This is a genomic window from Arenibacter sp. S6351L (genome assembly GCF_023016025.1).
Taxonomy (GTDB): Bacteria; Bacteroidota; Bacteroidia; order Flavobacteriales; family Flavobacteriaceae; genus Arenibacter; species Arenibacter algicola_B.
The window spans coordinates 38539-58718 of sequence record NZ_JALKBB010000028.1 but is presented as its reverse complement, the minus strand read 5'-3'; the positions used below and the strand labels follow the sequence as shown (position 1 = coordinate 58718).

General features: G+C 39.7%; 14 protein-coding genes and 1 riboswitch. Of the genes, 8 read left to right on the top strand and 6 right to left on the bottom strand.

Annotated features, from left to right (window positions below; genetic code table 11):
* Positions 1 to 145: 145 nt before the first annotated feature.
* The 5 genes from MWU82_RS19325 to MWU82_RS19305 all read right to left on the bottom strand — a co-directional run bounded on the left by MWU82_RS19325 (position 146) and on the right by MWU82_RS19305 (position 5217).
* Entirely contained in the window at positions 146 to 970 is an 825-nt protein-coding gene (locus tag MWU82_RS19325; protein ID WP_215946096.1) for a thymidylate synthase, read from the bottom strand.
* 197 nt (positions 971 to 1167) lie between these two features.
* Positions 1168 to 2628, bottom strand: a complete 1461-nt coding sequence (locus MWU82_RS19320) for a nucleoside transporter C-terminal domain-containing protein (RefSeq protein ID WP_215946095.1) — start codon at positions 2626 to 2628, stop codon at positions 1168 to 1170.
* Positions 2629 to 2653: 25 nt separating this feature from the next.
* Positions 2654 to 3283, bottom strand: a complete 630-nt coding sequence (locus MWU82_RS19315) for a bifunctional nuclease family protein (protein ID WP_215946094.1) — start codon at positions 3281 to 3283, stop codon at positions 2654 to 2656.
* A 90-nt stretch (positions 3284 to 3373) separates the two neighbouring features.
* Complete coding sequence (locus MWU82_RS19310) at positions 3374 to 4342, bottom strand: electron transfer flavoprotein subunit alpha/FixB family protein (RefSeq protein WP_215946093.1); 969 nt, start codon at positions 4340 to 4342, stop codon at positions 3374 to 3376.
* A 128-nt stretch (positions 4343 to 4470) separates the two neighbouring features.
* Positions 4471 to 5217 (bottom strand): electron transfer flavoprotein subunit beta/FixA family protein, encoded by a 747-nt coding sequence (locus MWU82_RS19305; RefSeq protein WP_215946092.1) that lies wholly within the window; start codon positions 5215 to 5217, stop codon positions 4471 to 4473.
* Positions 5218 to 5403: 186 nt separating this feature from the next.
* On the opposite strand from MWU82_RS19305, the gene MWU82_RS19300 reads away from it, so the two are divergent.
* The 4 genes from MWU82_RS19300 to MWU82_RS19285 all read left to right on the top strand — a co-directional run bounded on the left by MWU82_RS19300 (position 5404) and on the right by MWU82_RS19285 (position 12177).
* Entirely contained in the window at positions 5404 to 6384 is a 981-nt protein-coding gene (locus tag MWU82_RS19300; RefSeq protein ID WP_215946091.1) for a pyruvate dehydrogenase complex E1 component subunit beta, read from the top strand.
* 169 nt (positions 6385 to 6553) lie between these two features.
* Positions 6554 to 9049 carry a DUF5686 family protein gene (locus MWU82_RS19295; RefSeq protein ID WP_247097615.1) on the top strand — a complete coding sequence of 832 codons (2496 nt, stop codon included), beginning with the start codon at positions 6554 to 6556 and terminating at the stop codon, positions 9047 to 9049.
* A 68-nt stretch (positions 9050 to 9117) separates the two neighbouring features.
* Complete coding sequence (locus tag MWU82_RS19290) at positions 9118 to 9648, top strand: inorganic diphosphatase (RefSeq protein ID WP_111624331.1); 531 nt, start codon at positions 9118 to 9120, stop codon at positions 9646 to 9648.
* Positions 9649 to 9762: 114 nt separating this feature from the next.
* On the top strand, positions 9763 to 12177 hold the full coding sequence (locus tag MWU82_RS19285; protein WP_247097614.1) for a sodium-translocating pyrophosphatase: 2415 nt from the start codon (positions 9763 to 9765) through the stop codon (positions 12175 to 12177).
* Between the two features lie 366 nt (positions 12178 to 12543).
* Here MWU82_RS19285 and MWU82_RS19280 read toward each other — a convergent pair whose 3' ends face one another.
* On the bottom strand, positions 12544 to 13158 hold the full coding sequence (locus tag MWU82_RS19280) for a deoxynucleoside kinase (RefSeq protein ID WP_031445163.1): 615 nt from the start codon (positions 13156 to 13158) through the stop codon (positions 12544 to 12546).
* Between the two features lie 197 nt (positions 13159 to 13355).
* Here MWU82_RS19280 and MWU82_RS19275 point away from each other — a divergent pair, with 197 nt between their 5' ends.
* The 4 genes from MWU82_RS19275 (at position 13356) to MWU82_RS19260 (ending at position 20081) form a co-directional block, all read left to right on the top strand.
* The gene (locus MWU82_RS19275) at positions 13356 to 14204 is read left to right on the top strand and encodes a GLPGLI family protein (protein ID WP_215946088.1); all 849 of its coding nucleotides are present in this window, start codon (positions 13356 to 13358) and stop codon (positions 14202 to 14204) included.
* A 54-nt stretch (positions 14205 to 14258) separates the two neighbouring features.
* Positions 14259 to 16946, top strand: a complete 2688-nt coding sequence (locus MWU82_RS19270) for a carboxypeptidase regulatory-like domain-containing protein (RefSeq protein WP_247097613.1) — start codon at positions 14259 to 14261, stop codon at positions 16944 to 16946.
* 244 nt (positions 16947 to 17190) lie between these two features.
* Positions 17191 to 18447, top strand: coding sequence for a methionine adenosyltransferase (gene metK / locus MWU82_RS19265; protein ID WP_247097612.1), 1257 nt, complete (start codon positions 17191 to 17193; stop codon positions 18445 to 18447).
* A gap of 75 nt (positions 18448 to 18522) precedes the next feature.
* Positions 18523 to 18665: riboswitch (SAM riboswitch) on the top strand.
* Positions 18666 to 18788: 123 nt separating this feature from the next.
* Complete coding sequence (locus tag MWU82_RS19260) at positions 18789 to 20081, top strand: O-acetylhomoserine aminocarboxypropyltransferase/cysteine synthase family protein (RefSeq protein ID WP_215946085.1); 1293 nt, start codon at positions 18789 to 18791, stop codon at positions 20079 to 20081.
* The last annotated feature ends 99 nt before the right edge of the window (positions 20082 to 20180 follow it).

The window sequence follows — 20180 nt, the reverse complement described above, 5'->3', positions numbered from 1 at the left end:
ATTCTCTCTTCCTATTAAACAGAATACTAAAAGTAAAGTTGGATTTATAGTCATGTTTAAGGTCTATAATAATGGCCGTTGTTTTAATCGGCAACTATAGATCCTTAATAGTTTGTGCTTCCTTGTACAGCTCTTCCGTACTTGGCTAAACTGCCACAATTCCTTTAATATGTGGGTGTGGATCATAATCCAACAGACTAAAATCTTCGAAAGTAAACTCGAATATATCTTTTACCTCAGGATTCAGGACCATTTTTGGCAAGGGTTTTGGCTTTCTGCTCAATTGCAATTCAACTTGTTCAAAATGGTTGTTGTAGATATGTGCGTCGCCAAAGGTGTGAATGAATTCACCTGGTTGCAATCCGCAAACCTGTGCCATCATAAGGGTAAATAGGGCATAGGATGCTATATTAAAGGGGACGCCCAAAAATATATCGGCACTTCTTTGATATAATTGACAGGACAATTTACCATCGGCAACATAGAACTGAAAAAATGCATGGCAAGGCGGCAGCGCGGCTTTTCCATTCGCTACATTTTCCGAAAACGATAATGAGGTATCTGGAAGTACACTTGGGTTCCATGCGGAAACCAGCATACGGCGACTGTTAGGATTGGTTTTGAGGGCGTTTACAACTTCTTTTATTTGATCTATCTCGTCGCCATTCCAATTGCGCCACTGATATCCATAAACAGGACCCAAATCCCCATTTTCATCGGCCCATTCGTTCCATATGCGTACCCCATTTTCCTGCAAATAGCTAATATTGGTTTCCCCTTTCAAGAACCAAAGCAATTCATGGACAATGGATTTTAAATGGAGTTTTTTTGTGGTTACCATAGGGAATCCTTCGGCAAGGTCAAAACGCATTTGATATCCAAAAACACTTTTGGTACCTGTACCGGTCCTATCGCCCTTTTGGGTTCCATTTTCCAATACATGTTTTAGTAAGTCGTGGTACTGTTTCATAAGCTTTAGCCTGTGTGTTCTCCAAAATGTGGGGAACGTATTTTAGATTTATATCCAAAAAAAAATTGTGTAGCGAAATTAGGCAAAACTACCTTTGGTAGGATTGGGAAACGTTTTAAGTTATTAAATTTTATTAACGGGGATTGAAGGGGAATGCTTCCTTAGAGGGTAATTTTTTTTGAAATATATGGGGGTGGTTACCCCAAAATCATTCCGGCAATGGTAGCCGAAAGCAAAGAGGCGATAGATCCGCCCAAAACAGCTTTCATTCCAAATTCCGACAATGTTTTTCTTTGTCCGGGAGCCAAGGAACCTATGCCTCCGATCTGAATGCCAATAGAGGCAAAATTGGCAAATCCACATAACATATAAGTAGCCATTATTACGGATTTGTTATAGGTGAAATGGGTGCTGCTGGCAATATTTTTTAGTTCGGCCAATTGTATATATCCAATAAATTCACTGGCGGCCAATTTAATGCCCAAAAGCTGTCCCATAAGCATAATGTCCACAGAATCCACTCCTATTAGCCACATGAGCGGGGCAAAAATAGTTCCGAGTATGGCTTCCAAGGAAAAATTCTCGTAAGGTGAATTTAGTGCAATCCATGAGTTTAGATCTGTAATATCGCCTGTCCAATTTAAAATGCCATTTATCATCGCAATAAAGGCTACAAATACCAACAACATGGCGCCAACGTTTACGGCTAATTTTAGGCCTTCTGTAGTTCCGTTGGAAATGGAATCCAGAATATTGGAACCAATTTTTTCATTGGAAACATGTACGTCTGTATTAATGGCTTCGGTTTGAGGATAAAGAATTTTAGAGATAACAATGGCTCCCGGAGCTGCCATTACCGATGCGGCCAGGAGGTGTTTTGCGAACTGTAACCTAAGGATTGGGTCGTCTCCCCCTAAAAAACCAATATAGGCCGCTAAAACGGCCCCAGCAACGGTTGCCATGCCTCCGATCATCACCAAAAGCATTTCCGATCGGGTCATTTTTTCCAAATAGGCCTTTATTAGCAAAGGAGCTTCTGTTTGACCTAAAAATATATTCCCTGTTACGCTTAAACTTTCAGCACCGGAAATTCCGAGGGATTTGGTCAGTAACCAAGCCAATGCCTGTACTACTTTTTGAATGATGCCCAAATAGAACAAAACCGATGTCAATGCCGAAAAGAAAATAATAGTGGGTAGGACCTGAAATGCAAAAATAAATCCGAAGGTATCCATGTCCACCACCAGCCCTTCAAACAGGAATTTGCTGCCTGCCCTTGTGAAATCTAGAATACTCACAAAAATTTTCCCTCCAATCTCAAAGATCTTGGAGACAAAGCTGAGGTCGAATCTATAGCCGAAGGCATTAAAACCTATTTTTTCGCCAATTAGGATACAGATGGCTAAAAGCAGTTGGATAAAGAGTCCGATTCCTGCGGTTTTCCAATTAATGGCCTTTTTGTTATTGCTAAAGAGGTAGGCAATAAAAATCAACGATATCATTCCAAGAACTCCCCTCCATAGACTTTGAAATGATGCCCCTTGATTGGCGATGATCTCTGGTGAATTCTGCAGTAAGTTTGGGTTGCTTATTTCTTGGGCCAAGGATGGGAATGCTATAAAGCAGAAAATAAATAAAACCCAAAGCTTATTTCTCATCCAATAATTCTTATTAATGCTTAAGTTACTTGCGTTTGGATATCTCGTCCCTGAGTTTTGCTGCCTTTTCATAGTCTTCGCTGGCAACGGCCTTGTCCAACTCGGCATACAATTCATCCGTACTTAATTCTTTGTACCCGTCGGAAGCACCTGGATTTATTTCTACCGTTTCTCCTTCCTGAAGAATTTCATCCACCATAATGCTGTCGTCAGAATCTTCCTTGTCCTTCTCTTTTGAAGAAAATTTAAGGAATATACCCGCTTTGTCCAATATAGTCTTGTAGGTGAAAATAGGTGCGTTGAACCTCAGGGCCAGGGCAATGGCATCGCTGGTCCTGGCATCTATGATCTCCTCTATTTTATCGCGTTCGCAAATAATACTGGAATAAAAAACACCATCGACCAATTTGTGGATGATGACCTGTTTGATTACGATATCGAAGCGATCGGCAAAATTTTTAAACAGATCATGGGTAAGTGGTCTTGGAGGTTTAATCTCCTTCTCAAGGGCAATAGCTATGGACTGGGCCTCAAACGCTCCAATAACTATAGGTAGTTTACGGTCACCATCAACTTCATTCAATATAAGGGCGTATGCGCCATTTTGCGTTTGGCTATAGGAAATCCCCTTTATTTTTAATCTAACTAAACTCATAGAAATTTATCAACTAAAAAAGGCTGTTCAAAATACTGGACGGGCCAAGTATGTTTGAGCAGCCCTTTAAGGGGCACAATTTAACAAAAATTAAGCGTTTTGTGCCTTAAATTCCTTTAATTTTTCGATTAGCTTGGGAACAACTTCAAAAGCATCGCCTACTACACCATAGTCGGCAGCTTTAAAAAAGGGAGCTTCCGGGTCGGTATTGATGACTACTTTTACTTTTGAGGAGCTAACTCCTGCCAAATGTTGGATTGCTCCAGAAATACCAATGGCAATGTACAAATTACTGGCAACCGGTTTTCCGGTTTGTCCAACATGTTCCCCATGAGGTCTCCATCCAAGATCGGAGACAGGTTTGGAACAAGCTGTAGCCGCGCCCAATACTTCTGCCAATTCTTCAATCATTCCCCAGTTTTCCGGTCCTTTTAGTCCACGTCCTCCAGATACCACAATATCTGCATCTGCAATAGTGGCTTTCCCTACTACCTTATCTATTTCTATAGATTTGGTGGTAAAGGAATCGTCTCCTAGGCTGGGGTCAAAATTTTCGACCGCTGCAGTAGTTTTGTTTTCCGTACTCCCAAAAGCATTATTGGAAACACCAACAATTTTGATTTCAGAACTGATTTCGGTAATGGCATAGCCTTTATTGCTAAAAACAGTTCTTTTTACCTTGAACGGGCTGGTACTTTCCGGGGCCGATACCACATTGGGAACATAACCGGCCTTTAGCTGTGCAGTTAAAATTGGCGCTAAGAATTTAGTGTCCGCACTGGAACTAAGAATAATGACCTTGGCAGATTCCTTTTCTGCTGCTTGGCCAATTACGTTGGCAAAGGCTTTTGCATTAAAGGTCTTTAGTTGGTCGTTGGAAACATTCAATACTTTGGAAATTCCAAAGTCCCCCAGGCCTGCGGCATCACTGGCATTAATAGAAATGGCAGTAGCCGTTGTCCCCATTTGCTTTGCTACCTCATAGGCGTAGGAGGCAACCTCATGGGCATTCTTTTTAAATTTCCCGTTTTCGGATTCTGTATATACTAAAACTGACATAGAGTTTAAGGTTTTTTAATAAGTGCCCGGTTCCAAGGATATATGGTAATAGGCGCTATAAATTATTTTCTTTTAGACTGATAAAAATAATGCTTATCTAGGTTGCTGTGCTGTAGAAGGAAGATTTTTTAGATTACCTTCGCTTCATTGTGCAATAGATTGATCAATTCGTCAATATTATCCGCATCCACCAACGTTACTTTGCCTTTTGGAGCGGGTTTTTCAAATTTAACATCGGCCGTTAAATTATTGGATGAAGTGGGTTCAACTACGTTTAGTTTTTTCTGGCGCGCCATCATAATTCCCCTCATGTTCGGAATTCTTAGGTCGCTTTCGGCAACTAGGCCTTTTTGTCCTCCGATCACCAATGGCAATGTGGTGGCTATTTTTTCCTTTCCACCATCTATCTCTCTTGTAGCGGTGGCATTGTTGCCATCAATATCCAAACTAATACAGGTGTTAACGAAGTTCATGCCCAATAAAGTGGCTAGAATGCCTGGGACCATGCCGCCATTGTAATCAATGGATTCCCTCCCGGCGATTACTAGGTCATATTCTCCGTTTTTAACAATTTCTGCCAACTGTTCGGCCACAAAAAAGCCGTCTACGGGAACTGCGTTTACACGTATTGCTTCATCCGCACCAATGGCAAGCGCTTTTCTAATGGTTGGTTCGGTGCTTGCCTCGCCAACAGTAGCGACATGTACAGTGGCTCCTTGTTTTTCCTTGAACCACATGGCGCGTGTCAGGCCAAATTCATCATTGGGATTAATTACAAATTGAACCCCATTGGTGTCAAATTTGGTGTCACCGTCCGTGAAGTTTATTTTTGAAGTAGTGTCCGGGACATTACTTAGACATACTAAAATTTTCATATATTAATATTTTATTGACCATTAATTAAGAAATGGTGGCTAAGATACTCAATAATTTTTTAAAATACTATGCATGCATAGTATTTTTTTGAGGTATTTTTAATTATTAACTTCTTAGTTTTGATATATTATTTCCTACTTTTGCTAGCGCTTTAAGCATTTTAACATAAAGATTCCATTTTAAAGATGAAAACACTACAGTTTAGGGAAGCTATACAGGAGGCAATGTCCGAGGAGATGAGGAGGGACGAGTCCATTTATTTAATGGGTGAAGAAGTTGCTGAATACAACGGGGCCTATAAGGCTTCCAAAGGAATGTTGGATGAATTTGGACCGGAAAGAGTAATAGATACCCCTATATCCGAGCTTGGTTTTGCCGGTATAGGTGTGGGTTCGGCTATGATTGGCAATAGGCCTATTATAGAGTTCATGACTTTTAATTTCGCTTTGGTAGGGATTGATCAAATCATCAATAACGCGGCCAAGATCAGGCAAATGTCCGGGGGTCAGTTTAATTGCCCTATTGTTTTCCGTGGTCCAACTGCCTCTGCTGGTCAATTGGCAGCAACCCATTCGCAGGCTTTTGAAAGTTGGTATGCCAACTGTCCTGGGCTAAAAGTGGTGGTTCCTTCCAACCCAAAAGATGCCAAGGGACTTTTAAAAGCGTCTATACGCGATAATGACCCGGTTATATTTATGGAGTCGGAACAAATGTACGGCGATAAAGGCGAAGTGCCGGAGGGAGATTTTACCATTCCCTTGGGTGTTGCCGATATTAGGAGGGAAGGTACTGATGTTACCATTGTTTCTTTTGGTAAAATAATTAAGGAAGCGGATAAAGCGGCCGAAGAATTGGCCAAGGAAAATATTAGTGTAGAAATTATTGATTTACGTACGGTTAAGCCTTTGGATTACGAGGCGGTTTTAAAATCGGTGAAGAAAACCAATAGGTTGGTAATTTTGGAAGAAGCTTGGCCTTTTGGCAATGTGGCTACTGAGATTACTTATCATGTTCAGTCCAACGCATTCGATTATTTGGATGCTCCGATCGTGAAGATCAATACTGCTGATACGCCAGCACCATATTCCCCAGTGCTATTGGCAGAATGGTTGCCAAACCATGAAGATGTAGTAAAGGCGGTAAAGAAAGTATTGTACAAACTATAATACAGATCTTAAAATTATGTTATGGCTTCGTTGGCTTTGGGTTGACGGAGCTTTTATATTATAAATCTAATTAAAAGGGTAAGTATGGACTATTGGTTACGTCTATACGTTTGGTTCCTTGCTAGAATGAAAAGGTGCTTTTTTATTAGAAGTCTTTTTAAATAAGAAAATGACACGAATCCTTTTAATCTTATTTCTGTTTATCGTTCAATACTCTGTTTCCCAGACCAAGGTTGGGGGTATTGTAGTGGATGAGGCCGGTGAACCCGTTTCGTTTGCCAATGTTCTGTTCAAGGATTCCTCGGAGGGTACCATAACCAATGACAACGGTAGGTTTTATATGGAATCCGAGAATACCCATGCTACTTTATTGGTGTCTTTTATTGGTTACGAAACCAAGGAAATAAGTCTTACGGCCAAGGTTACCTATAACATGAATGTTGTGCTTGCGGAGTCCAGCGAACAGTTGGATGAGGTGGTGGTTTATTTTGGTAAAACCGATAAAAAAAATAATCCGGCGATAGATATACTCAAAAAAATATGGGCCAAAAAGCGTAAGAACGGGGTTCATATGTTTAAACAATATCAGTATGACAAGTATGAGAAAGTAGAGTTTGATCTCAATACTATAGATAGTGCCCTTATGAAGAGTAGGGTTTTTAAGGGGTTGGAATTTGTTTTTAACGATTTGGATACTTCACGGATAACAGGGAAGACCTATTTGCCCATTTTTTTGAATGAAACCTTTTCCAAGGTCTATGGGAATAATGAGACGGCCGTGGTAAAGGAGGATGTTTTGGGGAGCAAGAATTCTGGCTTCAGCAATAATCAGGCTATAATTGCCTTTATTGCCGATCTTTATTCTGATTACGATATTTACAATAATTATTTGAAATTTTTCGACAAGAGTTTTACCAGTCCATTGTCCAAGACAGGTGTGGATACCTATAATTACGTCTTGGCAGATAGTGCCTTTATAGATAATAAATGGTGTTACAATATTATTTATTATCCGAGACGAAAAAATGAACTTACGTTTAAAGGAGACTTTTGGGTAAACGATTCTACCTACGCGGTGAAGAATATAAATTTGGCCGTCACCAAAAGTGCCAATATTAACTGGGTAAAGGAAATTTATATTGAACAGGAGTTCGATGTGGTCAATGATTCGGTTTTTCTTTTGACCCGGGATTATATGCTATCGGATTTTAGCTTTAATAAAAAGGAAAATTCTAGAGGGGTATATGGCAAGAGGACTACGGTCTACGGGGATTATAAATTTAATCAGCCAAAACCCAATGAATTTTATAGGGCCAAGACAGACCCATTTGACCCGCTGGTCTTGAATAAGGAAGATGACTTTTGGGAGGCCAATAGATTGGAGTCTTTAAATGCTGATGAAAAAGGTATTTATAAATTGTTGGATACCCTAAAGACAGTTCCCAAATTTAAAAGCTACTATAACATTGTGAGTATACTGGGATCCGGGTATGTAGAAATAGATAAATGGAATTTGGACCTAGGGGATGTGTACAGTATTTTTGGTTATAATGAAGCTGAGGGGGTTCGACTAAGGGCCGGGGCCCGGACTTATTTTGGGCAAAATGATCCTTGGCGATTGCAGGCCTATTTGGCATATGGGTTTGGCGATGATAAATTTAAATATGGGATTTCCGGAAAATGGCTGGTGGACAAGAAATCCAGGTTTATAATTTCAGGTGGTAAAAGAAGGGATATTGAACAATTGGGGATTAGCTTAACGGCCACTACGGATGTCTTGGGAAGGAGTATAGCCTCCTCTTCGGTGTTTACTGTGGGTTCCAATGACCGACTTACCAATATAGATCTTAGTACCTTTAATCTTGAGCTGGAACCGGTCACCAATTTAAGGATAGGGGTAGGTGGGTCTTACAGGACACTCAGTTCTGCCTTGCCCAATGCCTTTAGCTTGGATTATATAGATCCTACGTCACCTACAGGGATATCTTCGGAAATCAATCAATTTGACCTTTCTACCATTCTTATATATACTCCAGGAAAGAAAACCATAGGAAATGGAGTGGAAAGGCGTGATGTGAACGATAACTACAGCACCTTGTTTTTGTCCTATACCAATGGAGTTAAAAACTTTCTGGACAGTGATTTCGATTATAAAAAGGTTCAGTTTAGTTACACACAACCTTGGCAGGTAGGTGGTCTTGGCAGGTTGCTAAGTACCGTGGAGATTGGGAAGACTTATGGGGAGGTTCCATTGGGACTACTAAACGCCATTCCCGGAAATCAAACATTTTTCTCTGTTTACAATACTTTCTCAAATCTCGATTTTTACGAATTTGTTACGGATACTTATGTTTCTGCACATTTGGAACACAATTTTAATGGTAGATTTTTTTCCAGGATTCCCTTTATGAGAAAATGGAACCTAAGGGAAATAATTGGACTAAGAGGAGTCTGGGGAGAACTTTCGGATGAAAATAGGGCCTTGAGCGCCCCGGCAAACATTCCGTTATTAGCTCCAAATGATAAGGTTTATTGGGAGTATTCCGTTGGAGTAGGGAATATATTGAAGATTTTAAGGATAGATTTTAACTTTAGGGGCAATTATTTGGAAAACCCTGGGGCAAGGTCTTTTGGGGTAACAGGGTCCTTCGGATTTCACTTCTGATATACTTTTTGCCCAATACCTGATATTAATTTGTTATTTTAGGAAATTATAAGAATAAACATAACCATATGAGCAGTGAAGATATTACGTCGTTCGATGTATTGATCGAAATACCAAAGGGTAGTAGAAACAAATATGAATACGATTTTGCCCTAAAGAAGATAAGGTACGATAGGATGATTTTTTCATCCATGATGTATCCGGCCGATTATGGGTTTGTCCCAGAAACCTTAGCATTGGATGGCGATCCATTGGATGTCCTTGTTTTGGTGACCGAAGCAACATTTCCCGGTTGTGTAATGGAGGTAAAACCTATCGGCGTATTTCATATGACCGATGAAAAAGGTCCGGATGAAAAGGTGATCTGTGTGCCCGTATCGGATCCAGTCTGGAACAAGATCAATGATTTAAACGAATTAAACCCGCATTTAATAAAGGAAATAGAACATTTCTTTAAGGTTTATAAGGATCTTGAAAAGAAAAAAGTCGATGTTGGTGGATGGGGAGAGCAACAAGAAGCAAGGGAAATTGTCGCAAAATGTATCCAAAGGTTTAAGGATAGCGATGTCCCAAAACAGGATGTAAGTATAAAGTATTAATCCTTAATTTTTTAAAAAGTAAAAAAGCAATATTGCGGAAGTAATATTGCTTTTTTTATTCTGGCATATTTTACTACTTTTGCCCCTCAAAATATATAACAAATAATCAAACAAATGGAATCAATAATTATTTACTTGCCAATAATTATGGCATTGGTAGGTCTTGCTTTTATGGCGGTAAAAAGGTCTTGGGTATTAAAACAAAATGCTGGAGACGGAAAAATGAAAGAAATTTCAGATTATATCTATGAAGGGGCCTTGGCTTTTCTTAAAGCAGAATATAAATTATTGACCATCTTCGTTATAGGGGCCAGTGTTGCGTTGGCCGCAATTTCTTTTATAGTACCTACTACGCATATTCTTATTGTAGTAGCTTTTATTTTTGGTGCATTCTTTTCTGCATTGGCAGGTAATATGGGAATGAAAATTGCCACAAAAACAAATGTTAGAACCACGCAGGCTGCCCGTACCAGTTTGCCACAGGCATTAAAGGTGTCTTTCGGTGGTGGAACTGTCATGGGACTTGGGGTTGCTGGTTTGGCCGTTTTGGGCTTAACTGCCGCCTTTATATTATTGTTTCAATTTTTTATGAACGGTACTTGGACATCTACAGAGGACATGACCATTGTTCTTGAAACATTGGCCGGTTTTTCCCTTGGTGCGGAATCTATTGCCTTGTTCGCAAGAGTTGGTGGAGGTATCTATACCAAGGCCGCAGATGTAGGTGCGGATTTGGTTGGTAAGGTTGAGGCAGGTATTCCAGAGGATGATCCGCGTAACCCGGCTACCATTGCAGATAACGTTGGGGACAATGTTGGGGATGTTGCAGGTATGGGTGCGGATTTATTTGGTTCGTACGTAGCTACCGTTTTGGCGGCTATGGTACTTGGGAATTATGTTATTAAGGATATGGGTGGTGCCATCCAGGATGCCTTTGGTGGTATTGGACCAATTTTATTGCCTATGGCCATTGCCGGCTTTGGAATTATTTTTTCCATTATAGGTACTATGTTGGTTAAAATAAAAAACAACGAAGCCAAGGAAAAAGAAGTGCAGGGTGCTTTGAACATAGGAAACTGGGTTTCTATAGGTTTAACATTGATAGCCTGCTTTGTATTGGTAAAATACATGTTGCCAGAAACCATGCAAATGGAGTTTTTTGGTGAAGGTTTAAAAGATATTTCTTCCATTAGGGTGTTTTATGCAACCGTTATTGGTTTGGTTGTAGGTGGGGTTATTTCCTCGGTTACTGAATATTATACAGGTTTGGGTACAAAGCCGGTTATGGCCATTGTGCAAAAATCAAGTACTGGTGCTGGGACAAATGTTATTGCCGGTTTGGCTACTGGGATGATTTCTACATTTCCTACTGTTCTAATTTTCGCAGCAGCAATTTGGTCTTCCTATGCCTTGGCAGGTTTTTATGGGGTGGCATTGGCCGCTTCTGCAATGATGGCTACTACAGCCATGCAATTGGCTATTGATGCGTTTGGACCTATTTCCGATAACGCTGGTGGTATAGCGGAAATGAGTGAGCAAGATCCTATTGTAAGGGAGCGTACAGATATATTGGATTCCGTGGGGAACACCACAGCAGCAACTGGAAAAGGATTTGCTATTGCCTCCGCTGCTTTGACCTCATTGGCGTTATTTGCAGCTTATGTAACCTTTACAGGTATCGACGGAATTAACATTTTTAAAGCGCCAGTTTTGGCCATGTTGTTCGTAGGTGGTATGATTCCGGTGGTTTTCTCCGCCTTGGCCATGAATTCGGTTGGTAAAGCGGCTATGGATATGGTGTACGAAGTGCGTAGACAATTCAAGGAAATTCCAGGAATTATGGAAGGCACTGGGAAACCAGATTATGCAAAGTGTGTTGATATTTCAACTAAAGCAGCATTACGTGAAATGATGTTGCCAGGAATTCTGACCATTGGCTTCCCTATTGCTATTGTGCTTTTAGGAAAATTGGTTTATGGTAGCGATAATCAATTGATTGCTGAAATGTTGGGAGGTTATATGGCCGGTGTTACTGTTTCTGGGGTGCTTTGGGCTATATTCCAAAACAATGCCGGTGGTGCTTGGGATAACGCTAAAAAATCTTTTGAAGCAGGTGTTGAAATTAATGGTGAAATGACCTACAAGGGGTCTGATGCCCACAAAGCGGCAGTAACAGGGGATACCGTAGGAGATCCATTTAAGGATACTTCCGGACCTTCAATGAATATTCTTATAAAACTTACCTGTTTAATTGGATTGGTAATAGCCCCAATATTGGGTGGACATTTGGAAACAGGGGTTGCCGAGCAGGAAGTGCAGATTGAAATGAATGTGGAATCAGCAGATTTGGCGCAGGCTGTAATTACTTATAGTACTACGGTGAATGGTGAAACCACCACAGAAGAAAAAACTTTCAATGGAACCAAGGCGGAAGTAAAAGCCCAATTGGAAGCATTTGAAAAGACTACTCAAGTATCGGATAAAAATGATAATAAAGTGGTTATAGAGAAAATAGATATTAGAAAGTAAGTTGTAAAACTTGTATTTTGGCATCATATTAAAAACCCCGTTCAAACGGGGTTTTTTACTTTTTACGGTGTTCTTACATAACGCGGTAAATGGATTACCACGATATAACTACATTGGGCATTGTCTTCTGATTAGGCCTTTTGGTTGCCTTCAGGCCGAAAAGGCAAATAGTGAACTGGCGGGGGTACGGACCTTTGCCCTGATTTCAATTTTAGGGGTTTTGGCAGGGTTCTTAAGTAAGGACTATTAAAATCCATTTATTCTGCCGGTTCTTGGCATTTCTAACCATTGGTTTTTATCGGTAATGAAATATGAACTACTGCTGGTGTATTATATATTGCCAGGAAGGTTTCATAGGATTATGTTTTAAAAAAGACCATTGATCTCGGCGTCAATTTTATTGATGACCAAGCCTAAATCTTCCGGTTCGTCCACGAAATTCAATTTGTCTACATCAATTACCAATAGATTTCCTTTTTCATAGCTTTGCGCCCATGCTTCATAGCGTTCGTTCAATCGGCTTAGGTAGTCGATGGAAATACTGTTTTCATATTCACGCCCGCGCTTGTGGATTTGATTCACCAAATTTGGGATGGAACTTCTTAAATAAATTAATAGATCTGGTGGCTGTACCAGAGTTTCCATTAATTCGAATAGACTGGTGTAATTGCTAAAATCCCTATTGGTCATTAAACCCATGGCATGAAGGTTTGGGGCAAAAATGTGGGCATCTTCGTAAATGGTCCTGTCCTGAATAGTGTCTTTGCCGCCCTTCCTTATCTGTAAAATTTGTCTGTACCTATTGTTTAAAAAGTATATCTGGAGATTAAAGCTCCATCTTTCCATTTGATTGTAAAAGTCGTCCAAATAGGGATTGTCAACCACATCTTCAAATTGGGCCTCCCATTGGTAGTGTTTGGAAAGTAATCTTGTCAAGGTTGTTTTGCCAGCCCCAATATTTCCTGCAACGGCGATATGCATAGGTTTGTAATTATGGTTAGTGTTTTGTGCACTTGTAATAAAGAGGTACAATATACAAGATATCGGGTGCATGATAAAATCTTTGTGAGAATATCCGATAAAAAACTTATGCGAAAGGATAATTGTATTTTTTATTGATTTCGGATTAAACCAAATCAAATTGTTGCAGTCTTAAGCTTAATATAAAATGTTAAAAAATGAAAAGTTTCTATTTATTCTCTTTGATGCTATTGGCATCCCATTTCGGAATTTATGCCCAGGATTTTCAGGGCGAGGCTACCTATTTTAGTAAAACTACGGTTAATATGGATTTTGGGGGAAGGCAAATTCCAGAGGATAGAAAAAAGGAAATAATGCAAAGAATGAAGGAAGCCAATGAGCGGACCTATATTTTAACCTTTGACAAATCCACTTCGATCTATAAGGAGGAGGAAAGATTGGAACAGCCTGGCAACGATAGGGGAGGTAGACGATTTGGTATGATGAGCGGAGCCGGTGGCGATTATTATAAGGATGTGAAGGAAGGTAGATATTTGGTTAAAAATGAACTTTTCGGAAAGATTTTCCTAGTAGATGATACATTGCCAAAATTGGATTGGAAACTCGGAGGGGAGTCAAAGCAGATTGGTAATTATACAGCTTTTAAGGCCACTGCCATCAGAACTATTAAAAGGCCCAATATGCGGGCAATTTTTCGTAGAGGAGGGGAGAATAGTGAAAACAAGGAAGAGGAATTTACAGAAAAGGATATTGAGATAACAGCTTGGTATGCTCCGGATGTTCCGGTAAATCAAGGTCCGGGGGAGTATTGGGGGCTTCCCGGTCTAATTTTGGAGGTTAAAGATGATATTACGGTTATTCTTTGTACAAAACTGGTGCTCAATCCAACAGAGAAGAAAGAGATAAAGGCGCCCAATAAGGGCAAGACGGTTACCCAAGAGGAATATGATAAAATATCCAAAGATAAGATGGCCGAGATGAGGGAGAATTTCCGTCGTGGTGGCGGAGGCGGAGGCAATAGAGGTGGTGGAGGTGGCAGGCCATAGTTCAACTGTTTTTAGTCACAATAAATAATTTAGGTATTTTAATTTTTTTTATAGATGTACAATAAGAATGTTTATTCCGTACTGGTAGCTATTTTTGCTTTTACTTCAGCTTTTGGTCAAGAAATTACCCTAACGGGAACAGTTAAGGATTCCATAGGAGTGGGGATCGATATGGCAAATGTTATCGCCATAAATACAGAAACCAAAGCGTTGGAATCTTACGGCATAACAAACCATAGTGGACTCTATAAGTTAAATTTAAAAGCGGGTGCAAATTTTAATGTTCGCGTAAGCTATTTGGGTTTTAAAACGGAAGAATTCTCGTTTACGGCACCTACCAATGATGTTAACAAAGACATTGTTCTTTATGAGCAAACCAATCAATTGGACGAGGTTGAGGTTACCTATGAGATGCCTATCTCAGTGAAAGGGGATACCATAGTATATGATACGGATTCCTTTGTTACGGGTACTGAAAAAAAGCTTAAGGATGTGCTGGCCAATTTGCCTGGTGTAGAAATAAATGATGATGGGCAAATAGAGGTAGAAGGAAAAAAAGTGACCAAAGTAATGGTAGAGGGGAAGGATTTTTTCGACGGGGACTCCAAGTTGGCGGCAGATAATATTCCAGCCAATGCATTGGATAAAATAGAGGTGTTGAGGAATTTTAACGAAGTAACCCAAATGAAGGGTCTGACCAATGATACGGACAATGTAGCTCTCAATATTAAACTGAAAGAAGGGAAAAAGAGATTTTGGTTCGGGGAAATTACGGCAGGCTATGGTACCAATGATAGCTATTTGGCACATCCAAAACTCTTTTATTACAGTCCTGACTATAGTATCAATATTATTACGGATCTCAATAATATTGGGGAAGCTCCTTTTAATAGACGGGATTACCAGAGTTTTACCGGCGGATTTAGAAATCTAGGTAGCTCTAGTGGAAGTTCTATAGATATTGGTGGGGATGGCTTGGGACTTTCCAGTCTTCAGAACAATAGGGCGAAAAATATAGATACTAAGTTTGCTGCTGTGAACTTTAGTTATTCCCCAAAGGAAAATTGGGACCTGAGCGGCTTTGGTATTTATTCCTATACCGGGACCCTAATGGAAAACCAAACAAGAAGGGTTTATATCTCCTCCAACGAAACGGAGGATGCCACTACTTCTACAGATCAAACGGCTCATTTGGGATTGGCAAAATTTAGTTCCATGTACAAGCCTAATGAGAGATTTCAATTTGATTACGACATACTCTTGAAACAGTCTAACGATGATGAAATTGAGAATGTTATTTCAATTTCCACGATTACCGATGAAATTACGGAAACGAAGAAGCAAAAGCCTATTTCTGTAAATCAAAATGCCAATATTTATTATACTACTTTAAATTCAAAGAATATTTTCGCATTTGAAGCCCAACATATTTATCAGGATGAAGATCCATTTTACAACGCCATAAGGGATAATTTTGCCTTTATCGATATTTTTCCGGTAGATGAAAGTCAGAGTATATATAACCTTAATCAAGGCAAAAATACCATAACCAATAAAGTGGATGCGAAGTTGGATTATTATTGGGTAACGGGCCAAAAGAGTAATTTAAACTTTACTCTGGGTACTACACAGAGTCATCAGAATTTTAATTCCGATATTTTTCAAATATTGGATGGAGGGGCACCATTGACTTTTACCGATAGCGAGTTCAATAACGATGTTACCTATACTATTTCGGATTTGTATTTGGGTTTTCATTATAAAGTAATAGCTGGGATTTTCACCTTTAACCCTGGTGTTACCTTACATCAATACGGTACTAAAAACGATCAGCTGGGGACTACCGTTGAGGATAATCTAACAGCCTTGTTACCTGATCTGTACATAAATGCGCAACTTAAAAAATCAGAAAACATCCGTTTCAATTATAGGGTGTCAAGATCTTTTACGGATGTCAATAATTTTGCTGAGGCCTATGTGCTCAACAACTATAATTCTGTTTATTCGGGGAACAGGGACTTGGAGAGTGCTTTGAACCATAACCTATCATTGAACTTCTTCAGTTTTAATATGTTCAATTTCACTAACATTTTCGGGAACGTTACCTATACTAAACGAATAGACGCACTTAAAAGTTCTTCGGAAATTATTGGGATAAACAGGATTGGGACCACTATAAATTCAAATTTGGAAGACGAATCCTTAAGTGCCAATGGTAGGTATCAACGGACATTTGGTAAAATAAAGGCTTCTGTTGGGGCAAATGTTTCCTGGTCCGCTACCAACAACATTATTGACCTTCAGCCAAGAAGGTCGGAATCCTTTACCCAGAATTATACATCTTCCCTGGCTACCAATTTTAGGAATGCCCCTAATTTGGAGGTAGGGTACAGGTATACGGTAAATAACTATGATAATGGGGGTAGGACTACTACCTTTTATACGGATCGGCCCTATGCCAAGTTTGATGCTACCTTTCTAAAGAGCTTCATTTTTACCTTGGATTATGACTATTATAAATACATGGACAAGGAAAATACCATTGATAATACCTATAGTTTTTTGGAAGGTAACCTCAGTTACCAGAAAAAGGACAGTCCGTGGGAATTTGGAATAAAGGGTACCAATCTACTTGGAACGGATACCTTGAATAGGGATAGCACCAACGAATTATATTTTACGACCTCTTCTTATTTCATTCAACCCCGGTATATCTTGTTTACCGTTAAATACGATTTATAGATTTTTAGGGCCAATTTTAAAATTGTTGTTAAACATTTTTAGTTACGTCAAGAATTCTTGTACTTTTGTACGCGAAAAATATCGAGGAAGGATTTGACTGATTGCAACCTCATGTGCTGAATTAGTTTCGGCATAACTAAATGCTAAAGCAGTTTAAGTTGTTCTGTTCCATTGGAACTGTAACATCAACTCTTCTCTAGTGTGCTTGGTCAAATCCCTATTAATTTTTATTTAGAAAGGATTTATGGCATATTTATTTACTTCGGAATCGGTTAGTGAAGGGCATCCAGATAAAATAGCGGATCAAATTAGCGATGCGCTATTGGACCATTTTTTGGCTTTTGACTCGGAAAGCAAGGTGGCTTGTGAAACCCTGGTAACTACTGGTCAGGTGGTATTGGCCGGGGAAGTTAAGAGTCATACCTATCTTGATGTGCAGCAAATAGCGAGGGATGTTATCAATAAAATTGGGTATACCAATGGCGACTATAAGTTTAGTGGAGATTCCTGTGGTGTAATATCATTGATCCATGAGCAGTCCAAAGAGATCAACCAAGGGGTGGATCGCGGTGCAAAAGAAGATCAAGGGGCAGGAGATCAAGGTATGATGTTCGGCTATGCCACTAAGGAAACGGAAAACTATATGCCCCTGGCCCTGGATATTTCCCATAAAATATTGCAGGTTTTGGCGGATTTGAGAAGGGTGGGAGATACAATTTCATATCTAAGGCCAGATGCCAAGGCACAGGTGACTATCGAATATTCCGATGATAATGTTCCGCAACGTATAGATACTATTGTTGTTTCTACCCAACATGACGAGTTTGATAAGGATGATGATCTGATGTTGGCCAAAATTAAGAAGGATATTATTTCCATTCTTATTCCAAGGGTAAAGGAACAATTGCCAGTGGCAATCCAAAGGCTTTTTAATGATACTATAAAGTATCATATTAACCCAACCGGGAAATTTGTAATTGGAGGTCCCCACGGTGATACAGGTTTAACCGGAAGAAAGATTATTGTAGATACCTATGGAGGCAAAGGAGCCCATGGTGGAGGTGCATTTAGTGGGAAAGACCCTAGTAAAGTAGATCGTAGTGCAGCTTATGCCGCAAGGCATGCGGCCAAAAATCTTGTTGCTGCCGGGGTTGCCGATGAAATTTTGGTTCAGGTTAGTTATGCTATTGGTGTTGTGGAGCCTACTTCTATTTTTGTGGATACCTATGGTTCTGCTAAAGTAGCTTTGAGCGATGGTGAGATTGCCAAGAAAGTGGCCCAATTGTTCGATATGCGTCCTTTTGCCATAGAAGAAAGGTTGAAACTCAGAAACCCTATTTATTTGGAAACGGCGGCCTACGGACATATGGGCAAGGAACCTAAGAAAATAACCAAGGTTTTTGAATCGCCATACAACGGACGGGTAGAAAAAGAAGTAGAATTATTTACTTGGGAGAAATTGGATGCCGTTGATTTGGTGAAAGAAGCCTTCGATTTATAATTTTATTGAAAAGATTAGGAAAAAAGAATTTTCCATACCTATATTTGCAAACCTAAAGTTCAAACACTTATTGAATTGTTATCAAGAAAGGTGGAGGGAATAGACCCTTTGAAGCCTTAGCAACCCTTTGATCCTTAATTAAAGAAGGTGCTAAATTCTACCTAAATACTGGGCCAAATTATTTTGGTTTGTTTTACAGTATCCATGGCAGATAACACTAACGGTTACTTCTGTAACGGATTTTCTTTTTAACTTTTTGATTTTATAATATTGCACTGTCCGCATTATTTGTTTTGGCTTTTTATTTTATCTATTTTAATAATATAAAAAAACAAGAAATCATGAGTACTCAAAAATTTTCAACAAACGCTTTACATGCCGGGCATGACACAAAATTAACAGCTGGTACCAGGGCTGTACCTATTTATCAGAATACCGCCTATGTGTTTAATAATACGGACCATGCGGCCAATCTTTTTAATTTATCGGAACCTGGATATATTTACACCAGGCTGAACAATCCTACCAATGACATTTTGGAGCAGCGTTTGGCAGCTTTGGAAGGTGGTCTTGCCAGTGTGGTTACCGCATCCGGTACAGCGGCCATTTCCACAGCATTATTGGTTTTGCTTAAAACGGGAGATCATATAGTGGCTTCCAGTAGCCTTTATGGAGGTACCTATAATCTGTTGGCGGTGACTTTGCCTAGATTGGGTATTACCACCACCTTTGTTGAGCCAGGGGACGAGGAGAATTTTGCGAATGCCATTCAGGAAAATACCAGAGCTATTTTTGTAGAATCCCTGGGAAATCCAAAATTGGACGTGTTGGATTTGAAGGCAATATCCGAAGTGGCCAAAAAAGCAAAAATACCTTTTATAGTGGATAATACGGTTGCCACAAGTGCTTTGGTTAAACCTATTGAACACGGGGCAAATATTGTAATACATTCCCTTACAAAATATATCAATGGCAATGGTACTTCTATGGGAGGTGTCATTGTAGATGCCGGTACTTTCGATTGGAGCAGTGGTAAATTCCCTGAGTTTACGGAGCCATCTCCCGGATACCACGGTTTGGTTTATCATGATGTCTTGGGTGCGGCTGCCTTTATTGCAAAGGTGAGAATTGAAGGCTTAAGGGATCTCGGTGCAGCCTTGAGTCCATTTAATGCCTTTCAAATTATTCAAGGTTTGGAAACATTGGAACTTCGTATCAAGAAACACAGTGAAAATGCTTTGGAATTGGCTAAATGGTTGGAGGATAGAAAGGAAGTGGCATGGGTAAACTATCCAGGCCTTTCATCCAGTCCATATTATTCCTTGGCCAAAAAATACCTTCCAAAAGGACAAAGTGGAATAGTGACCTTCGGGGTTAAAGGCGGATACGAATCGGCCAAAAAAGTGGTGGATGAAACCAAGCTATTCTCCTTATTGGCAAATATTGGGGATACCAAGTCTTTAATTATTCACCCTGCAAGCACCACGCACCAACAATTGGATGATGAAGCCCAGCAATCTACAGGCGTAACAAAAGATCTAATACGTCTATGTGTAGGTTTGGAGGATATTGAAGATATAAAAGCAGATTTGGTTCAAGCATTTTCAGTCATTGATAAATCTGTTTTAGCGTAAAAATTATTTTATTTCCTTTTATAGTCATTAACAAAGTGATACGGGAGTGCGGCAATTAATTTGTATAATATTAAGGCACTCCCTGATCATTTCATCATC

Excerpts from the sequence above, each read along its gene's own strand:
- MWU82_RS19270 (WP_247097613.1), top strand. The coding sequence starts at position 14,259 with ATGTACAATAAGAATGTTTATTCCGTACTGGTAGCTATTTTTGCTTTT.
- MWU82_RS19260 (WP_215946085.1), top strand. The coding sequence starts at position 18,789 with ATGAGTACTCAAAAATTTTCAACAAACGCTTTACATGCCGGGCATGAC.
- MWU82_RS19295 (WP_247097615.1), top strand. The coding sequence starts at position 6,554 with ATGACACGAATCCTTTTAATCTTATTTCTGTTTATCGTTCAATACTCT.
- MWU82_RS19315 (WP_215946094.1), bottom strand. The coding sequence starts at position 3,283 with ATGAGTTTAGTTAGATTAAAAATAAAGGGGATTTCCTATAGCCAAACG.
- MWU82_RS19320 (WP_215946095.1), bottom strand. The coding sequence starts at position 2,628 with ATGAGAAATAAGCTTTGGGTTTTATTTATTTTCTGCTTTATAGCATTC.
- MWU82_RS19310 (WP_215946093.1), bottom strand. The coding sequence starts at position 4,342 with ATGTCAGTTTTAGTATATACAGAATCCGAAAACGGGAAATTTAAAAAG.
- MWU82_RS19300 (WP_215946091.1), top strand. The coding sequence starts at position 5,404 with ATGAAAACACTACAGTTTAGGGAAGCTATACAGGAGGCAATGTCCGAG.
- MWU82_RS19325 (WP_215946096.1), bottom strand. The coding sequence starts at position 970 with ATGAAACAGTACCACGACTTACTAAAACATGTATTGGAAAATGGAACC.
- MWU82_RS19290 (WP_111624331.1), top strand. The coding sequence starts at position 9,118 with ATGAGCAGTGAAGATATTACGTCGTTCGATGTATTGATCGAAATACCA.
- MWU82_RS19305 (WP_215946092.1), bottom strand. The coding sequence starts at position 5,217 with ATGAAAATTTTAGTATGTCTAAGTAATGTCCCGGACACTACTTCAAAA.
- MWU82_RS19285 (WP_247097614.1), top strand. The coding sequence starts at position 9,763 with ATGGAATCAATAATTATTTACTTGCCAATAATTATGGCATTGGTAGGT.
- metK (WP_247097612.1), top strand. The coding sequence starts at position 17,191 with ATGGCATATTTATTTACTTCGGAATCGGTTAGTGAAGGGCATCCAGAT.
- MWU82_RS19280 (WP_031445163.1), bottom strand. The coding sequence starts at position 13,158 with ATGCATATCGCCGTTGCAGGAAATATTGGGGCTGGCAAAACAACCTTG.
- MWU82_RS19275 (WP_215946088.1), top strand. The coding sequence starts at position 13,356 with ATGAAAAGTTTCTATTTATTCTCTTTGATGCTATTGGCATCCCATTTC.